Origin of the sequence: Aeromicrobium sp. CF4.19 (genome assembly GCF_051262555.1) — a bacterium.
GTDB lineage: Bacteria > Actinomycetota > Actinomycetes > Propionibacteriales > Nocardioidaceae > Aeromicrobium.
The window spans coordinates 128,877-143,605 of sequence record NZ_JBIMEU010000002.1; the positions used below are offsets into that span (position 1 = coordinate 128,877).

Consider the following 14,729-nt stretch of genomic DNA (forward strand, 5'->3'; position numbering starts at 1 on the left):
GTTCCTCGGAAAGAGCAGGACCGTGCTCGTGCGCCGTCGGGATGCTCTCGACGCGCCGCGATCCAAGGGCGGCCGGTCGCGTCCCACAAATTTCCTATCCACCCAACGGAGCCCATCCTCTATGACATCTGGCCTCGCAACTCCCTCTGCGGCCCCGCAGGTTGCGGTCAACGACATCGGCAGCGAAGAGGACTTCCTCGCCGCCATCGACTCGACCATCAAGTACTTCAACGACGGCGACATCGTCGACGGCACCATCGTCAAGGTGGACCGTGACGAGGTCCTCCTCGACATCGGCTACAAGACCGAGGGCGTCATCCCCTCGCGCGAGCTGAGCATCAAGCACGACGTCGACCCCAGTGAGGTCGTCAGCGTCGGTGATCACGTCGAGGCCCTCGTCCTCCAGAAGGAGGACAAGGAAGGCCGTCTGATCCTGTCCAAGAAGCGCGCACAGTACGAGCGCGCCTGGGGCGACATCGAGAAGATCAAGGCCGAGGACGGCGTCGTCGAGGGCACGGTCATCGAGGTCGTCAAGGGCGGCCTGATCATGGACATCGGCCTGCGCGGCTTCCTGCCGGCGTCGCTGGTGGAGATGCGCCGCGTGCGCGACCTCGACCCGTACATCGGTCAGAAGATCGAGGCCAAGATCATCGAGCTCGACAAGAACCGCAACAACGTGGTCCTGTCGCGCCGCGCCTGGCTGGAGCAGACGCAGTCCGCCGTGCGCCAGAAGTTCCTCGACGAGCTCAAGAAGGGGCAGGTCCGCAAGGGCACCATCTCCTCGATCGTCAACTTCGGTGCGTTCGTGGACCTCGGTGGCGTCGACGGTCTCGTCCACGTCTCCGAGCTGTCCTGGAAGCACATCGATCACCCGAACGAGGTCGTTCAGGTGGGCGACGAGGTCACCGTCGAGGTGCTCGACGTCGACCTCGAGCGCGAGCGTGTCTCGCTGTCGCTCAAGGCGACGCAGGAGGATCCGTGGCAGCAGTTCGCCCGGACCCACCAGATCGGTCAGATCGTGCCCGGCAAGGTCACCAAGCTCGTCCCGTTCGGCGCGTTCGTTCGCGTCGAGGAGGGCATCGAGGGCCTCGTGCACATCTCCGAGCTGGCCGAGCGTCACGTCGAGATCCCTGAGCAGGTCGTCCAGATCGGCGACTCCGTCATGGTCAAGATCATCGACATCGACCTCGAGCGTCGCCGCATCTCGCTGTCGCTCAAGCAGGCCAACGAGACCGCTGTCGCCGAGGCCGACGACTTCGATCCGACGCTCTATGGCATGACGTCGTCCTACGACGACGCCGGCAACTACATCTACCCCGACGGTTTCGACCCCGAGACCGGCGAGTGGCAGGAGGGCTTCGACGAGGCCCGCGCCACGTGGGAGAAGCAGTACGCCGAGGCGCACGAGCGTTGGGAGGCTCACCGCAAGCAGATCGAGGCGGCCGAGAACGCCGACCTCGAGGCTCCGGACACCAGCAGCTACTCCTCCGGTGGGAGCGACGATGGCGACGACGCCACCGCAGCGCCCGAGGCCGAGCAGGGCGGTTCGCTGGCCTCCGACGAGGCTCTGCAGGCACTGCGCGAGAAGCTCACCGGCGGCGAGTGATCCACTCCCGCTGAGCCACTCTCCGGCACAGCCGAAGCCCCCGGTCCACCTGGACCGGGGGCTTCGTCGTTCCTGCGTTCAATCCAGGAGTCTCAGCGCAGGGATCGGTGCTGCTCGAAGGAGTAGAGGTCGGGGTTCTCGTGGCTGCGAGGACCGGGGCGGCTGCCGTAGCCGTCGTGCGAGACGGTCGCGGCGAGCGCGATGATCGTCACGGACAGGATCAGGAGAAGGATGAGCGTCAACATGGCAGTAATTCTTCGCTCATTCAGATCCCGCCACGAGTGGCAGCAATGCCATGGTTCATTGATATTCCGCCAACACTGTGGGACGGTGTGCCCATGAAGAACGTGGTGGTCATCGTCCAGGACGGCGTCGAGCCCTTCGGCCTCGGATCGATCTGCGAGGTGTGGGGCGAGGAGTACCACCCCGACGACGACAACCCGGTCTTCGACTTCACCGTCTGCACGGCGCGTCCCGGCAGGGTGCGGGGCGCGACGGGGTTCGACCTGTACGTCGAGCACGGTCTCGAGGTCGTCGAGACTGCCGACCTGGTGTGCATCGCGCCCAAGCGGGACCGCGCGCAGAACGACCCTGCCGTCGTCGCTGCCGTTCGCCGGGCAGCCGAGCGTGGGGCCTACGTCTCCGCACATTGCACCGGTGTGTGGCTGCTCGGGGAGGCCGGGCTCCTGGACGGGCGGGAGTGCACGACGCACTGGCGCTACGGCGCGGAGCTCCAAGCCGCGTTCCCGGAGGCCATCGTGCGGTCGGAGGTGCTGTACGTCTTGGACGACGCTGTCCTCACCGGAGCCGGGTCGGCCGCCGGCATCGACGCGTCGCTGCACCTGATGCGCTCGGTCTTCGGGGCCCGCACCGCGGCCACGGCCGCCCGACGGATCGTCATGCCGCCGCACCGGGCCGGGGGACAGGCGCAGTTCGTCCGGGCGCCCATCGGCCAGGTGGAGGCCGAGTCCCTCTCACCCCTGCTGGCGTGGGCGATGGAGCACCTGGAGGAGCCGCTCACGGTCGAGCGGCTGGCGCGCGAGGCTCACATGTCCTCGCGCACGTTCGCCCGGCGCTTCCGGGACGAGACCGGCACCACCCCGCTGCGATGGGTGACGATGCAGCGGGTCTCGCTGGCCTCGGAGCTTCTGGAGCACTCCCGGCTCTCGATCGAGCAGATCGCCAGCCGCGTGGGCTTCGGCAACGCCGCCACGCTGCGGCACCACTTCGGCGCCGTGCTGGAGACGACGCCGCAGGCCTACCGCCGCACCTTCTGCAGCCTGCAGCCCACCGCCTGAGTCACAGTTCGGAGCGTCGAACCTTGCCCGTGGCGGTGCGTGGCAGCGCATCGATGCGTTCGTAGGTCTTGGGGCGCTTGGGCGGGGCGAGCCTCTCCCGGGCGCGACGCTGGAGGTCGTCCTCGCTCACGTCGCCGACGAAGGCCGCGCAGACGCGTTGGCCCCAGTGCTCGTCCGGGCGCGAGAACACGGCGATCTCCTGCACCCCGGGCACGTCCTCCAGGGCAGCCTCGACCTCCGCGGGATAGACGTTGACCCCGCCGGTGATGATCAGGTCGCTGCGGCGGGAGTCCAGGTGCACCAGGCCGTCCTCGACCCTCCCCAGGTCGCCGACGGTGAACGCCGGCCCGTCAGGGGTCTCGCGCCACGCGGCGGCGGTCTTCTCCTCGTCGCGCCAGTAGGTGAAGCGACCCCACGAGGGCACGGCGCACCACAGCTGCCCGTCGGCGTCCACCGTGGCGACGCGTCCTGGGCGGGCGGGACCGACCGTCCCGGGGTGCCGCACCCATGTCGGGGCCGGGCAGGCGGTGATCTGCCCCTCGGTGGAGCCGTAGAACTCCCACACGGTGTCCAGCCCGAACAGGTCGTGGGCCCGACGACGCACCGGTTCCGGGCACGGCGCCCCCGCGTGCGCCACGAGCCGGAAGCTGGACGCGTCCAGCGTGGAGCCCGTCTCGTCCAGGTGGGCAAACAGGCGCTGGAGGTGGGCCGGGACGCAGAACATCGTCGAGGGGCGAAGGTGCTCGACCGCCTCGACGAGCGCTGCCGGGTCGAAGCGCTCCAGCACGGCGATCGCGCCACCGGCGAGCAGGGTGCCGGCGGCGAAACGCAGGGGAGCGGAGTGGTAGACGGGGGAGACCACGAGGTCGAGGTCCGCGGCGTCGAAGCCCCAGAGGTCGCGCTCCTCCAGCACGAGCGAGCGGGCGTCGGCGGCGTCCAGCAGGCCGGACCACACGCCCTTGGGCCGTCCGGTGGTGCCCGAGGTGAAGTGCATCGGCCGGCAGCGCGGCCACGGCGCGAGTGACGTGGAGATGCTCGGGCGGCCGGCAAGGAGCTCGGCCAGCTGCTCGGTCTCGCGCACCACGAGGCTCGGCTCGATGTCGGCCAGGATCGACCGGCGCTCGTGGTCGGTGAGCCGCGGGTCCAGTGGGACCGGGACGATGCCTGCCCGCGACGCTGCCAGCACGACGCTGACGTAGTCCGCGGACCCCGGGAGCGACAGCACGAGCCGGTCGCCGTCACCGAGTCCGTGGGCGTGCAGTGCGGCGGCCACGGCCTCCTGGTCGCTCTCGCTGCGCTCCGCGGTGAGGACGGTGGGATCGGTGGGGCTCATGGGAGTGGTGGGGCTCATGGGGCGCATCGTCCTGAGGCGTCCGTCACACGGCTTCCCGAGAATGGCCTGAGGATGATGTCGCGCGCGTGAACCATTGTCGAAAGTATGCTTGACTCGGTCGTTGGTACGTGTCCCCCGCCCCGTTCCGTCCGAAGGTGATCATCTGTGGCTTCTTCACGCCACAAGCACGCGGTGCCCAAGCGCGCCGGCCTGTCCCGTCCGTCCGGCTCCGCGACCCCCGGTGGTGCCCGCGCGGCTCGCCGCAAGGCACCCGCCACTGCGTCGCCGTGGCGCGGTCGCGCCGTCAAGGTCGCGCTGCCGGCGCTCGGCGTGCTGACGCTCGTCGGCACCTCGGCCGCGGTCATCAGCCAGGACGCCGAGATCGCGCCCGCCTCGGCCTCGATCGCGGAGGTCGCACCCTCGGACGACATCATCGCCCAGGCCCTCGAGGACCAGGACGCCACGATCGAGGTGAACCGCAGCGCCGAGCGTCCCGAGCTCCCGGCCGAGTCCGAGGAGTCCGTGGACGTCACCGGCACGCGGGTCGCGCTCAAGGACGGGGTGGCCGTCCGCGCCGATGCCAAGCGTGACGCGCCGGTGCTCGCGACCCTCGACAAGGGCGACAAGATCGACGTCACGGGCGAGACTGCCGAGGGCTGGACGGAGGTCGTGCACAAGGACCTCTCGCGCTGGGTCAAGTCGGCCTCCGTGGCCAAGAAGCTCCCGGAGCCCCCGGAACCGGCGCTGGGCACCGAGCCCTGCCCCACCGGCTCGGAGAGCGGGCTGCAGCCCAACACCGTCAAGGTGCTGCGTGCCGTGTGCGCGAAGTTCCCGGAGGTCTCGGAGTACGGCGGAGTCGCCGGTCGTGGCGAGCACGCCACCGGCCACGCCCTGGACATCATGGTGCGCGGCGCCGCGGGTGACAGCATCGCGGCCTTCCTGCAGGAGAACCAGGACGAGCTGGGCATCGAGTACCTCATCTGGGAGCAGCAGATCTGGCGTCCCGCGACGTCGGCCAGCTGGCGCCCCATGAGCAACCGCGGCGGCGACACCGCCAACCACATGGACCACGTCCACGTCACGACGGTCGGCTCCGGCGCCAGCGGCTACTGAGGTGCTGCGCGTCGGCCTCACCGGAGGCATCGGCTCGGGCAAGAGCACCGTGAGTGCACGCCTGGCCGAGCACGGCGCCGTCGTCATCGACTACGACCTGCTGGCCCGGGAGGCCGTCGAGCCCGGTACACCGGCGCTGGAGCAGATCGCCGAGCGCTTCGGTGCCGCCGTCATCGCCGCCGACGGCAGTCTGGACCGCCCCGCGCTCGGCTCCGTGGTCTTCACGGACGACACCGCCCGCCGCGACCTGGAGGCGATCACCCATCCCGCGATCCGTGAGCTGGGCCTGCGCCGTGAGGACGAGGCCTCGGACGCGGGCGTCGTGGTGCACGACCACCCCCTGCTGGCCGAGATGGGCATGGCTCGACAGTGCGACGTGGTCGTCGTCGTCGACGTCCCGCTCGAGGTCCAGGTGGAGCGACTGGTCGAGCAGCGCCGAATGAGCGCGTCCGACGCCCGGGCCCGCATCGCTGCACAGGCCTCACGTGAGGACCGCCTGGCCGTCGCCGACGTCGTGCTGGACAACGCCGGCTCCCCGGAGGCGCTCGAGATCGCCGTCGACGCGCTCTGGGACGATCTCGCCGCGCGCTGACCCACCGCCCCCGGACGCACGAGAGCCGCCCGGTCGGGGGTCCGGACGGCTCTCGCTCGTTGGCGACCCAGGCGTACTGGGCCGCAAGTCTCAGGCGGCCAGGTCCGGATCCGCGATGCGTCGCAGGGTCACGAGGGCCTGACGCTCCAGCTGGCGCACCCGCTCGGCGGAGATGCCGTGCCGCTTGCCGATGTCGGCGAGCTTCTGCTGGCGACCGTCGAGCAGGCCGTAGCGGGCACGGACGATGTCGGCCTCACGGGGCTCGAGGTGGTCGATCAGCGTGCCGATGAGCTCCTTGGTCTCGTCGTCGATGACGGCGAGGTCGGGGCCCGGCTGCGTCTCGCGGGCGATGAGGTCGCCCAGGGAGGTGTCGCCGTCGTCGTCCACCGGGGTGTCGAGGCTGACGTGGTCACGCCCCCAGGAGAGCAGGTCGATCACACGGTCGACGTCCATGCCGAGCTCGAGCGCGACCTCGGCGGGATCGGGGTCGTAGCCCAGCTGACGCTCCAGGTTCCGGCGCGCGGCCGTGACCTGGTTGAGCTCCTCCACGACGTGCACGGGGAGCCGGACGACGCGCGCCTGCTGCGCGATGCCTCGCGTGATGGCCTGGCGGACCCACCACGTGGCGTACGTGGAGAACTTGAAGCCCTTGACGTAGTCGAACTTCTCGACGGCGCGGATCAGGCCGGTGTTGCCCTCCTGCACCAGGTCGAGCATCGGCATCGCCGACCGGCCGTACTTGCGGGCGATCGAGACCACGAGGCGAAGGTTCGCCTGGATGAAGATCTGGATGGCCCGGTCGCCCTCGGTGGCGAGGAACTCCAGCTCCTCGCGCGTCGCACGCTTCGGTGCGCCACCCTTGGCGCGGCCCACGCGGCCGTCCTCCAGGAGGTGCCTGGCGTACAGGCCGGCCTCGATCGTCTTGCTGAGCTCCACCTCGCGCTCGGCGTCCAGCAACGGCGTCCTGGCGATCTCGGCCAGGTACATGCCAACGCTGTCCTTGCCTTCGGTCCTCTCGGTGACTGCAGTGCTCATCGGGCCCTCCCATCTCTCGTCCTGTACTGGTGCAACGCTGCGCGTGAGGGGGAGATTCCGCTCTCAGGGTTTTCTCGGGAAGCCCAGCGTGCTATAGGACACTGCGCGGGGGGCTCCGTGTCAGAACTCCTCGTGCTCCGCAGGGTCGCCGCCGAGCCGCTCGCCGGTCTCCAGCGCTGCGATGGCAGCCATGTCCTCCTCGTCCAACGTCACGTCGAAGATCCCCAGGTTGGCGCGGAAACGCTCCGGCGTGGCCGACTTGGGGATGGGTGCTGCGCCGATCTGCGTGTGCCAGCGCAGCACGACCGGTCCCGGCTCGAGCCCGTGCTTCTGCCCGATCCGCTGCAGCACGGGGTGGTCCAGCAGGTCGCTCTTGCGTCCCAGCGGGCTCCAGCTCTGCGTCACGGTGCCGTGCCGCGCGTCCGCCTCCCGCTGCACGGCCTGCGGAAGGTAGGGGTGCAGCTCCACCTGGTTGACCGCGGGCGCGACGCCCGTGGCGTCGACGATGGTCTCGAGGTGGTCCGGGAGGAAGTTGGAGACACCGATCGAACGGGTGAGCCCGGCCTCTCGGAGCTCGACGAGCGCCTCCCAGGTCGGCAGGAACTTCCCGACGCGGGGGAGTGGCCAGTGGATGAGGTAGAGGTCGACGTGGTCCAGCCCCAGCCGCTCCAAGGACGCCTCGAGGGCCGCTCGCGGCGTGTCCCGCCCGTGCTCGCTGCCCGGGAGCTTCGTGGTGATGAAGAGGTCCTCGCGGCTCACGCCGGCGTCGGCGACCGCGCGGCCCACCGCACGCTCGTTCTCGTAGCGGGTGGCGGTGTCGAGCAGCCGGTAGCCGGACTCGATGGCCTCGGTCATGACGCCGGGATCGTCGATGGAGTAGGTGCCGAAGCCGAGCACCGGCATCGTGCGGCCGTCGTTGAGGTCGATGAGGGGTGCGGAGGTCATGCCCTCCACGCTACGACCGACGCAGCGTCGCTGCGCGCCGTGTCGGGGACCACCAGCAGCTGCGTCAGCCGACCTGGCGCGCTGCGGCCCGGCCGGCAGCGCGGCCGGAGAAGATGCACCCACCGAGGAACGTGCCCTCCAGGGAGTTGTAGCCGTGCACCCCTCCGCCACCGAAGCCCGCGACCTCCCCGGCCGCGTACAGGCCCGGCAGCGGCTCGCCGTCGGTCTGCAGCACCTGCGCGTCGAGGTCCGTCTCGAGCCCGCCGAGCGACTTGCGGGTCAGGACGTGGAGCCGGACGGCGATCAACGGGCCCTTCCCGGGGTCGAGGATCTTGTGCGGGGTGGCGACGCGGATCAGCTTGTCCCCGCGGTAGGCGCGGGCCTGGCGCATCGCCGCGACCTGCAGGTCCTTGGTGAACGGGTTGTCCATCTCGCGGTCGCGGGCCAGCACCTGGCGGCGGATCTCCGCGACGTCCAGCGGTGCGTCGGGCGTCAGGGCGTTCATCCCGCGCACGAGCTCCTCGAGCGTGTCGGCGACGACGAAGTCCGACCCGTGCTCCTTGAACGCCTCCACCGGGCCCGTGGCGCCCTTGGCGAGGCGCTGGCGGAGCAGCTCGGGGACGCTGCGGTTGGTCAGGTCGGGATTCTGCTCCTGGCCCGACAGGGCGAACTCCTTCTCGATGATGGCCTGCGTCAGCACGAACCAGCTGTGGTCGTGCCCGCTCTCGCGCAGCAGCCGGAGGGTCCCGAGGGTGTCGAACCCCGGCAGGCCCGGCACAGGCAGGCGTCGGCCGGAGCCGTCGAACCACAGGGAGGACGGCCCGGGCAGGATGCGAATGCCGTGCATCGGCCAGATCGGGTCCCAGTTCTCGATGCCCTCCACGTAGTGCCACATGCGGTCGCGGTTGACGTGGCTGGCGCCCGCGGTCTCGGCGATGCCGAGCATGCGGCCGTCGACGTGGGCGGGCACGCCGGAGATCATGTGCGTCGGAGGGGTGCCGAGCCGGTCCGGCCACTGTGCGCGCACCAGGTCGTGGTTGCCCCCGATGCCTCCCGTCGTGACGACGACCGCCTGGGCCGTCGCCTCGAAGGAGCCCACCACGGTGCGCGACGTCTCGGCGGCCCGGGGAGCCTCGGTGGGCTCCAGGACGGACCCGCTGACGCCGGTGACCGTGCCGTCGGTGAGCACCAGCTCGTCGACCCGGTGCCGGAACGCGTACTGGACCAACCCGCGGGCGTGGGCCTCGCGCACCACCTTCTCGAAGGGTTCGACGATGCCGGGACCCGTTCCCCAGGTGATGTGGAAGCGGGGCACGGAGTTGCCGTGACCCGTGGCGAGACCACCGCCCCGCTCGGCCCAGCCCACCACCGGGAAGAACCGGTGGCCGCGGTCCGCCAGGTAGGCCTGCTTCTCCCCGGCGGCGAAGTGCACGTAGGCCTCGGCCCAGCGGCGCGGCCAGAGGTCCTCGTCGCGGTCGAACTGCGCACTGCCCTGCCAGTCCTGCAGGGCGAGGTCGACGGAGTCCTTGATGCCCATCCGGCGCTGTTGCGGGGAGTCGACGAGGAAGAGCCCGCCGAAGGACCAGTAGGCCTGCCCTCCCAGCCCCTGCTCACCCTCCTGGTCCAGGAGGAGGACGGAACGGCCGGCCTCCACGAGCTCGGTGGTGGCGACGAGGCCCGCAAGGCCCGCGCCGACGACGATGACGTCAGCCTTCATGCCCTGCATCCTGCCCCATGGCCGTCCCGGCTCTCCTCGCGTGGGGCCCGCCATCGGCGAGCCCCACGCGAGGGGGTGCTCAGGCGAGCGGCGCGACCGGCTGCCCCTGGAGGGTGCGGAAGGCGTAGGTGTACATCAGCAGCACCACCGGTGCGGCCACCAGGAGCCCGACGCCGCAGACCAGTGCGCCGGCGATGAGGATGGCGATCGACAGCAGGAACAGCAGGATCAGGTTGCCGAGGTTGTCGATCACGAACCGGACGCTCTGCTTGATCGCCTCGATCCCCTCCGAGCCACGATCCACGAAGAAGAACAACGAGAACGAGGCGAGGACACCGAAGATCAGGCCCGGCAGGTAGCACAGGAGCGAGCCGATGAAGACGCCCACGGTGAGCAGCACGGCCAGCACGAACAGCGGGCCGACGCGCTCGAAGGTGAAGACGTCACCGGTGGTGGGCTTGCGACCGTCGGCGATGCCGAGGGTGGCCCGGACCAGACCGGCCTGCAGGACGTAGACCACCAGGCTCGCGAGGGCCGAGGCCAGCAGCTGCAGGATCAACGTGGCGAAGAAGCCCCGTCCTCCGGAGATCTGGCCCGTGTCGCTCACCGCGAGCTCGCCCGAGCCGAAGATCGCGGCGATGACGAGGTTGGAGATGAGGGACAGCACGAGCGCGACGGCGGCGATCACGAGCACGCCGATCACCAGTGGCCCGGCGTTCTCCCTGAACTTGCCCCAGCCCCAGGTGAACGCGTCGCCCACGCTGAAGGCCGGTGCTGGGCCGCCGGGGCCGCCGGGACCGCCGGGACCGACCGGTCCGCCGGGACCGCCCGGCGGTGGTGGTGGCGGGGGGTCCTGTGGTCCACCGGGTCCACCCGGTGGTGGCGGCGGTGGGGGTGGGGTACCGGGATCGTTCGGGTTCCCGGGGGGCGGGTCCTGAGGGGTCATGGGTCTCCTCCGATGATGGGCTGCGCCCAACAACGTAGTGGTTGCACGACCCCCAGCGGGGGTTTTCGACCGACCGGCGAGATGCCGAGAGCGCTCAGGCCGTGAACGGCGGACGGTCGTCGAGACGCACCGAGGCCCGGCCGGCCCACCGCCACAGCCGCGCCGTCGCGTCCCGGTCCTCGTCGGTGACGAGGTTGCCCATGACGCGCAGCGCGATCGTCATGAGGGAGTGCGAGCGCATCCCCACCGGCCCGAGCCGGGGCAGCAGACCGGGGACGGTGATCAGGCCGGCCAGACGCCGTGCGATCGAGAACGCCTCGCCGTAGTGCGTCGTCAGCAGGCGCGGCCACGCCACGTCGAGCCGATCCTGGGTGTGCAGGAGCTCCGCGCCGACCCGGCCGGTCTCCAGGCCGTAGTCGATGCCCTCGCCGTTGAGCGGGTTGACGCACCCGGCGGCGTCGCCGACGAGGATCCAGTTCGGACCGGCGACGCCCGAGACGGCCCCGCCCATCGGCAGCAGGGCCGACGTCGGCAGCCGGAGCTCTGCGCCGAGGTCCCACTCGGCGCGCCGCAGCTCGGCGTAGTACTGCATGAGCGGGCGGATCTGCAGGTCGGCGGGTCGCTTGGAGGTGGCCAGGGCGCCGACGCCGAGATTCACCTCGCCATCGTTGAGCGGAAAGATCCAGCCGTAGCCGGGCAGCAGCTCGCCCCTGCCCTTTCCTGCCTGCCGCCCGGTGCCAGTGCCGGGCTCCCCGCGCAGCTCCAGGTGCGAGGAGATCCACGGGTCGTCGCTGCGACCGGACTTGACGTAGCTTCGACCGGCGACGCCGTACGCCGTCTCGCGGTGCCATTCCCGGCCCAGGATCCGGCCCAGCGGCGAGCGCACGCCGTCGGCCACGACGAGGCGGCGACAGGTCACGACGTGCTTGATCTTGCCGGGGGTCGCGCGGAACGTCACCGAGGTCACCCGGCCGTCGGACGACTGCTCGGCCGCGACGGCCTTGGCGCCCTCCAGCGGCACAGCTCCGGCGGCGAGGGCGACGTCACGGATGCGTGCGTCCAACACGGTGCGGGGGACGGCCGAGCCATGGTCCGGCAGGCTGCCGCCCGGCCAGGGGAGCAGGAGCTCCTGGCCGAAGCCGGCGGCCCGTAGACCGCGGTTCGTGCCGTGGCTGCGCACCCACTCGCCCAACCCCAGGAGATCCAGCTCGGCAATGGCGCGAGGCGTCAGGCCATCGCCGCAGGTCTTGTCGCGCGGGAACGTCGCGGCATCGGCCAGCACGACGTCCGAACCCATGCGGGCCGCCCACGCGGCGGCCGCCGCGCCCGCGGGACCGGCACCGACGACGAGGACGTCGGTGTCGGTCGGCAGGGTCACGCCGGCACCGCCGTCTGAAGGGCGCGAGGGTACGTCGGTGTCGGCGTGACATGCTGCTCGTTCGCGCCCCCGAGCACTTCGCTTCGCTTCGTGCAGGGTGGTACCCCCAGCTGGCGCTCGCTCATGTCTCGATTCTCCCACCGGCACCCTCGTGGGAGGATGGCGGTCATGAGTTCTCAGGCAACCTCACCAAAACCTGACGTCCGATTCGCCTCGACCGGGTCGTCGCCCTATGCCGTCCTCGTGGCGCTGTTCTGCGTGGTCGTGGTCGTCTCCAACGTCGTGGCGGCCAAGCCGATCGAGATCGGGTCGACCGCGCTGTCGATCGGGCCCATCCAGCTGTGGCCGCTCATCGTCGACGGTGGACTCGTCCTGTTCCCCCTGGCCTACGTCATCGGGGACGTCCTGTCAGAGGTCTACGGCTTCAAGGCCGCACGGCGAGCCGTGCTCACGGGGTTCGCCTGCGCCGTGCTGGCCGTGGCGACGTTCACCCTCGTCGGAGCCATCCCCGGGGCATCGTTCTACGAGAACCAGGCCGCCTACGACGCGGTGCTGGGCCCCGTGGCCCAGATCGTCGCGGCGAGCGTGGTCGGCTACGTCGCCGGTCAGCTCACCAACGCCTGGGTCCTGACGTGGATGAAGCGCCGCACCGCCGAGCGGGGGCTGGTGGGCCGTCTCCTCGCCTCCACCGGCGCCGGCGAGCTGGTCGACACCTTCCTGTTCTGCGCCATCGCCGCGACGGCCATCGGCATCACCACCGGCGGGCAGTTCCTCAACTACTTCGTCGTCGGGTTCGTCCTGAAGGTGGCCGTCGAGCTCGTCCTGCTCCCGGTGACGCTCACGGTCATCGCCCGTCTCAAGCACGCCGACCCGAGCTACTAGATCGCCAGCGTGAGTGGAGGGGCTCAGCCAGCTTGCAGCCTGCCCATGGTCTCGGTGCGCAGCTCGGCGAAGTTCCCGGCGTCGATGGCGTCGCGCATCGCGTCGACGAGACGGACGATGTAGCGCTCGTTGTGGATCGTGGTGAGCGTGGCCGCCAGGTACTCCTTGGTCTTGAACAGGTGGTGCAGGTACGCCCGCGTGTAGTGGCCGCAGGTGTAGCAGTCGCACCCGTCCTCGATCGGCTCGAACCGTCGCCGTGACGCCGCCACCAGCAGGTTCTCGCGGCCGTCGGCGGTGTAGACCCGCGAGGAACGCGCGACCCGGGACGGACCGACGCAGTCGAAGGTGTCGGCCCCGGCCTCGACCGCGGCGAACAGGTCGTCCGGCTCGCCGATGCCGAGCAGGTGACGTGGCTTGTCCTCGGGGAGCTCCTCGGTGACCCAGGCGACGATGGTGGCGAGGTTCTCCTTCTCGATCGCACCACCGATGCCGAACCCGTCGAAGGTGCGGCCCTCGACCTCCAGGTCGGCCAGGCCCCGGGCGGCTCGACGCCGCAGGTCCTCGTACTGCGCGCCCTGCACGACGCCGAACAGCGCCTGGTGCGGCATGCCAACCCGTTCATGCGACAACCGGTGGTGCTCGGCGAGGCACCGCACCGCCCACGCCTGCGTGCGCTCCACCGAGGCCTCCTGGTAGCCGCGGGTGTTCATGAGCGTCGTCAGCTCGTCGAAGGCGAAGATGATGTCCGCGCCGAGCCGGTGCTGGATGCCCATCGAGATCTCGGGGGTGAACCGGTGCGTCGACCCGTCGAGGTGACTCTTGAAGGTGACGCCGTCGTCGTCGACGTGCGCGAGGCGCTCCTTGCCCTCGGCGATGACGTCGTCGGACGTGACTCCCTTGGCGTCCATCGCGAGGGTCTTCTTGAACCCGGCCCCCAGGCTCATCACCTGAAAGCCCCCGGAGTCGGTGAAGGTCGGCCCGGGCCAGTTCATGAAGTGACCCAGGCCGCCGGCCTCCTCGATGATGTCCGAGCCGGGCTGCAGGTACAGGTGGTAGGCGTTGGCGAGCAGCGCCTGGGCGCCGAGCTCGGCCATCGTCTCGGGCAGGACCGCCTTGACGGTGGCCCGAGTGCCCACGGGCACGAACGCGGGGGTGCGGATCTCGCCGTGCGGGGTGGCGATCACGCCGGTACGACCCGCGCCGTCGGGGATCCGACTGCCGATGGTGAACCCTGGATTGTCGAGCACCGGCCTATCCAATCACCAGCGGCCGCACGGCCCACGCGAGCGGGGCGGCGCACGCCACGACGAACAGCAGGTTCCACAGCGGGGCCGGGAGATGGGTGAGCCTGGCGAGGACGTCGGCATCGCTGGTGCGCGTGCGGCTGCGGCGACGGTGCGACCAGAGGTCGAGCGTGGCGCGCACGGCGCCCACCAGCAACGTCCAGGCGAAACCCTCCGCCGCCAGCTCCTGGACCTCGGCCGGTGCCCGCCAGATGAGCGCGGCGGCGCCCGCCCCGGCGAGGAGCACCACGAGGACGCCGTACCAGTTGCGGATGAAGGCCAGCACGAATCCCACGACGACGAGCGCGAGCCACAGCGCCCAGGCGACGTGACCGGCACGGACCAGCAGCAGCACTCCCAGGCCCAGCACCGTCGGCGCGAGATAGCCGGCAGCGGCCGTCGCGATCATGCCCGGGCCCCGGGGGCGTCCGACCGACGTGGTGAGCCCGGAGGTGTCGCGGTGCAGCCGGATCCCGTTCAGACGTCGCCCGGTGCCCAGCGCCACGACGGCATGGCCGGCCTCGTGCACCAGGGTCACCAGGTGGCGCACCTGGCGCCAGGTGGTCGGGAGCAGCACGAGGCCGCTCCCGACCACGAGGGC

At 70.7% G+C, this 14,729-nt stretch carries 14 protein-coding genes; 5 read left to right on the forward strand and 9 right to left on the reverse strand.

All coding sequences use genetic code 11. From position 1 onward, the window contains the following. The first annotated feature begins 121 nt into the window (after window positions 1–121). Complete coding sequence (rpsA, locus tag ACHAAC_RS05100) at window positions 122–1,606, forward strand: 30S ribosomal protein S1 (protein ID WP_435714965.1); 1,485 nt, start codon at window positions 122–124, stop codon at window positions 1,604–1,606. Window positions 1,607–1,698: 92 nt separating this feature from the next. Here the strand turns inward: rpsA and ACHAAC_RS05105 are convergent, their stop codons facing one another. Then, window positions 1,699–1,851: a hypothetical protein gene (locus ACHAAC_RS05105; RefSeq protein ID WP_435714967.1), complete on the reverse strand. Its 153-nt coding sequence runs from the start codon at window positions 1,849–1,851 to the stop codon at window positions 1,699–1,701. Window positions 1,852–1,944: 93 nt separating this feature from the next. Here ACHAAC_RS05105 and ACHAAC_RS05110 point away from each other — a divergent pair, with 93 nt between their 5' ends. Further along, entirely contained in the window at window positions 1,945–2,904 is a 960-nt protein-coding gene (locus tag ACHAAC_RS05110) for a GlxA family transcriptional regulator (RefSeq protein WP_435714968.1), read from the forward strand. A 1-nt stretch (window position 2,905) separates the two neighbouring features. Here the strand turns inward: ACHAAC_RS05110 and ACHAAC_RS05115 are convergent, their stop codons facing one another. Then, complete coding sequence (locus tag ACHAAC_RS05115; RefSeq protein ID WP_435714970.1) at window positions 2,906–4,255, reverse strand: class I adenylate-forming enzyme family protein; 1,350 nt, start codon at window positions 4,253–4,255, stop codon at window positions 2,906–2,908. A gap of 147 nt (window positions 4,256–4,402) precedes the next feature. Here ACHAAC_RS05115 and ACHAAC_RS05120 point away from each other — a divergent pair, with 147 nt between their 5' ends. Then, on the forward strand, window positions 4,403–5,350 hold the full coding sequence (locus ACHAAC_RS05120) for an SH3 domain-containing protein (RefSeq protein ID WP_435714972.1): 948 nt from the start codon (window positions 4,403–4,405) through the stop codon (window positions 5,348–5,350). Between the two features lie 4 nt (window positions 5,351–5,354). Then, window positions 5,355–5,942, forward strand: a complete 588-nt coding sequence (gene coaE, locus ACHAAC_RS05125; protein WP_435715508.1) for a dephospho-CoA kinase — start codon at window positions 5,355–5,357, stop codon at window positions 5,940–5,942. A gap of 90 nt (window positions 5,943–6,032) precedes the next feature. Here the strand turns inward: coaE and ACHAAC_RS05130 are convergent, their stop codons facing one another. The 5 genes from ACHAAC_RS05130 to ACHAAC_RS05150 all read right to left on the reverse strand — a co-directional run bounded on the left by ACHAAC_RS05130 (window position 6,033) and on the right by ACHAAC_RS05150 (window position 11,963). After that, the gene (locus ACHAAC_RS05130) at window positions 6,033–6,977 is read right to left on the reverse strand and encodes a sigma-70 family RNA polymerase sigma factor (RefSeq protein WP_435714973.1); all 945 of its coding nucleotides are present in this window, start codon (window positions 6,975–6,977) and stop codon (window positions 6,033–6,035) included. Window positions 6,978–7,097: 120 nt separating this feature from the next. Beyond that, the gene (locus ACHAAC_RS05135; protein WP_435714975.1) at window positions 7,098–7,922 is read right to left on the reverse strand and encodes an aldo/keto reductase; all 825 of its coding nucleotides are present in this window, start codon (window positions 7,920–7,922) and stop codon (window positions 7,098–7,100) included. Between the two features lie 64 nt (window positions 7,923–7,986). Then, window positions 7,987–9,639, reverse strand: a complete 1,653-nt coding sequence (locus ACHAAC_RS05140; protein WP_435714976.1) for an FAD-binding dehydrogenase — start codon at window positions 9,637–9,639, stop codon at window positions 7,987–7,989. A 79-nt stretch (window positions 9,640–9,718) separates the two neighbouring features. Then, window positions 9,719–10,399, reverse strand: coding sequence for a hypothetical protein (locus ACHAAC_RS05145; protein ID WP_435714978.1), 681 nt, complete (start codon window positions 10,397–10,399; stop codon window positions 9,719–9,721). A gap of 280 nt (window positions 10,400–10,679) precedes the next feature. Further along, window positions 10,680–11,963, reverse strand: coding sequence for a geranylgeranyl reductase family protein (locus ACHAAC_RS05150; protein WP_435714980.1), 1,284 nt, complete (start codon window positions 11,961–11,963; stop codon window positions 10,680–10,682). A gap of 168 nt (window positions 11,964–12,131) precedes the next feature. Here ACHAAC_RS05150 and ACHAAC_RS05155 point away from each other — a divergent pair, with 168 nt between their 5' ends. Next, window positions 12,132–12,845 (forward strand): queuosine precursor transporter, encoded by a 714-nt coding sequence (locus ACHAAC_RS05155; protein ID WP_435714981.1) that lies wholly within the window; start codon window positions 12,132–12,134, stop codon window positions 12,843–12,845. Window positions 12,846–12,868: 23 nt separating this feature from the next. Here the strand turns inward: ACHAAC_RS05155 and tgt are convergent, their stop codons facing one another. After that, window positions 12,869–14,092, reverse strand: a complete 1,224-nt coding sequence (tgt, locus tag ACHAAC_RS05160) for a tRNA guanosine(34) transglycosylase Tgt (protein ID WP_435714983.1) — start codon at window positions 14,090–14,092, stop codon at window positions 12,869–12,871. 4 nt (window positions 14,093–14,096) lie between these two features. Continuing rightward, window positions 14,097–14,723 (reverse strand): M50 family metallopeptidase, encoded by a 627-nt coding sequence (locus ACHAAC_RS05165; RefSeq protein ID WP_435714984.1) that lies wholly within the window; start codon window positions 14,721–14,723, stop codon window positions 14,097–14,099. Between the last annotated feature and the right edge of the window lie 6 nt (window positions 14,724–14,729).

Excerpts from the sequence above, each read along its gene's own strand:
- rpsA (WP_435714965.1), top strand. The coding sequence starts at position 122 with ATGACATCTGGCCTCGCAACTCCCTCTGCGGCCCCGCAGGTTGCGGTC.
- ACHAAC_RS05105 (WP_435714967.1), bottom strand. The coding sequence starts at position 1,851 with ATGTTGACGCTCATCCTTCTCCTGATCCTGTCCGTGACGATCATCGCG.
- ACHAAC_RS05110 (WP_435714968.1), top strand. The coding sequence starts at position 1,945 with ATGAAGAACGTGGTGGTCATCGTCCAGGACGGCGTCGAGCCCTTCGGC.
- ACHAAC_RS05115 (WP_435714970.1), bottom strand. The coding sequence starts at position 4,255 with ATGAGCCCCACCACTCCCATGAGCCCCACCGATCCCACCGTCCTCACC.
- ACHAAC_RS05130 (WP_435714973.1), bottom strand. The coding sequence starts at position 6,977 with ATGAGCACTGCAGTCACCGAGAGGACCGAAGGCAAGGACAGCGTTGGC.
- ACHAAC_RS05135 (WP_435714975.1), bottom strand. The coding sequence starts at position 7,922 with ATGACCTCCGCACCCCTCATCGACCTCAACGACGGCCGCACGATGCCG.
- ACHAAC_RS05140 (WP_435714976.1), bottom strand. The coding sequence starts at position 9,639 with ATGAAGGCTGACGTCATCGTCGTCGGCGCGGGCCTTGCGGGCCTCGTC.
- ACHAAC_RS05155 (WP_435714981.1), top strand. The coding sequence starts at position 12,132 with ATGAGTTCTCAGGCAACCTCACCAAAACCTGACGTCCGATTCGCCTCG.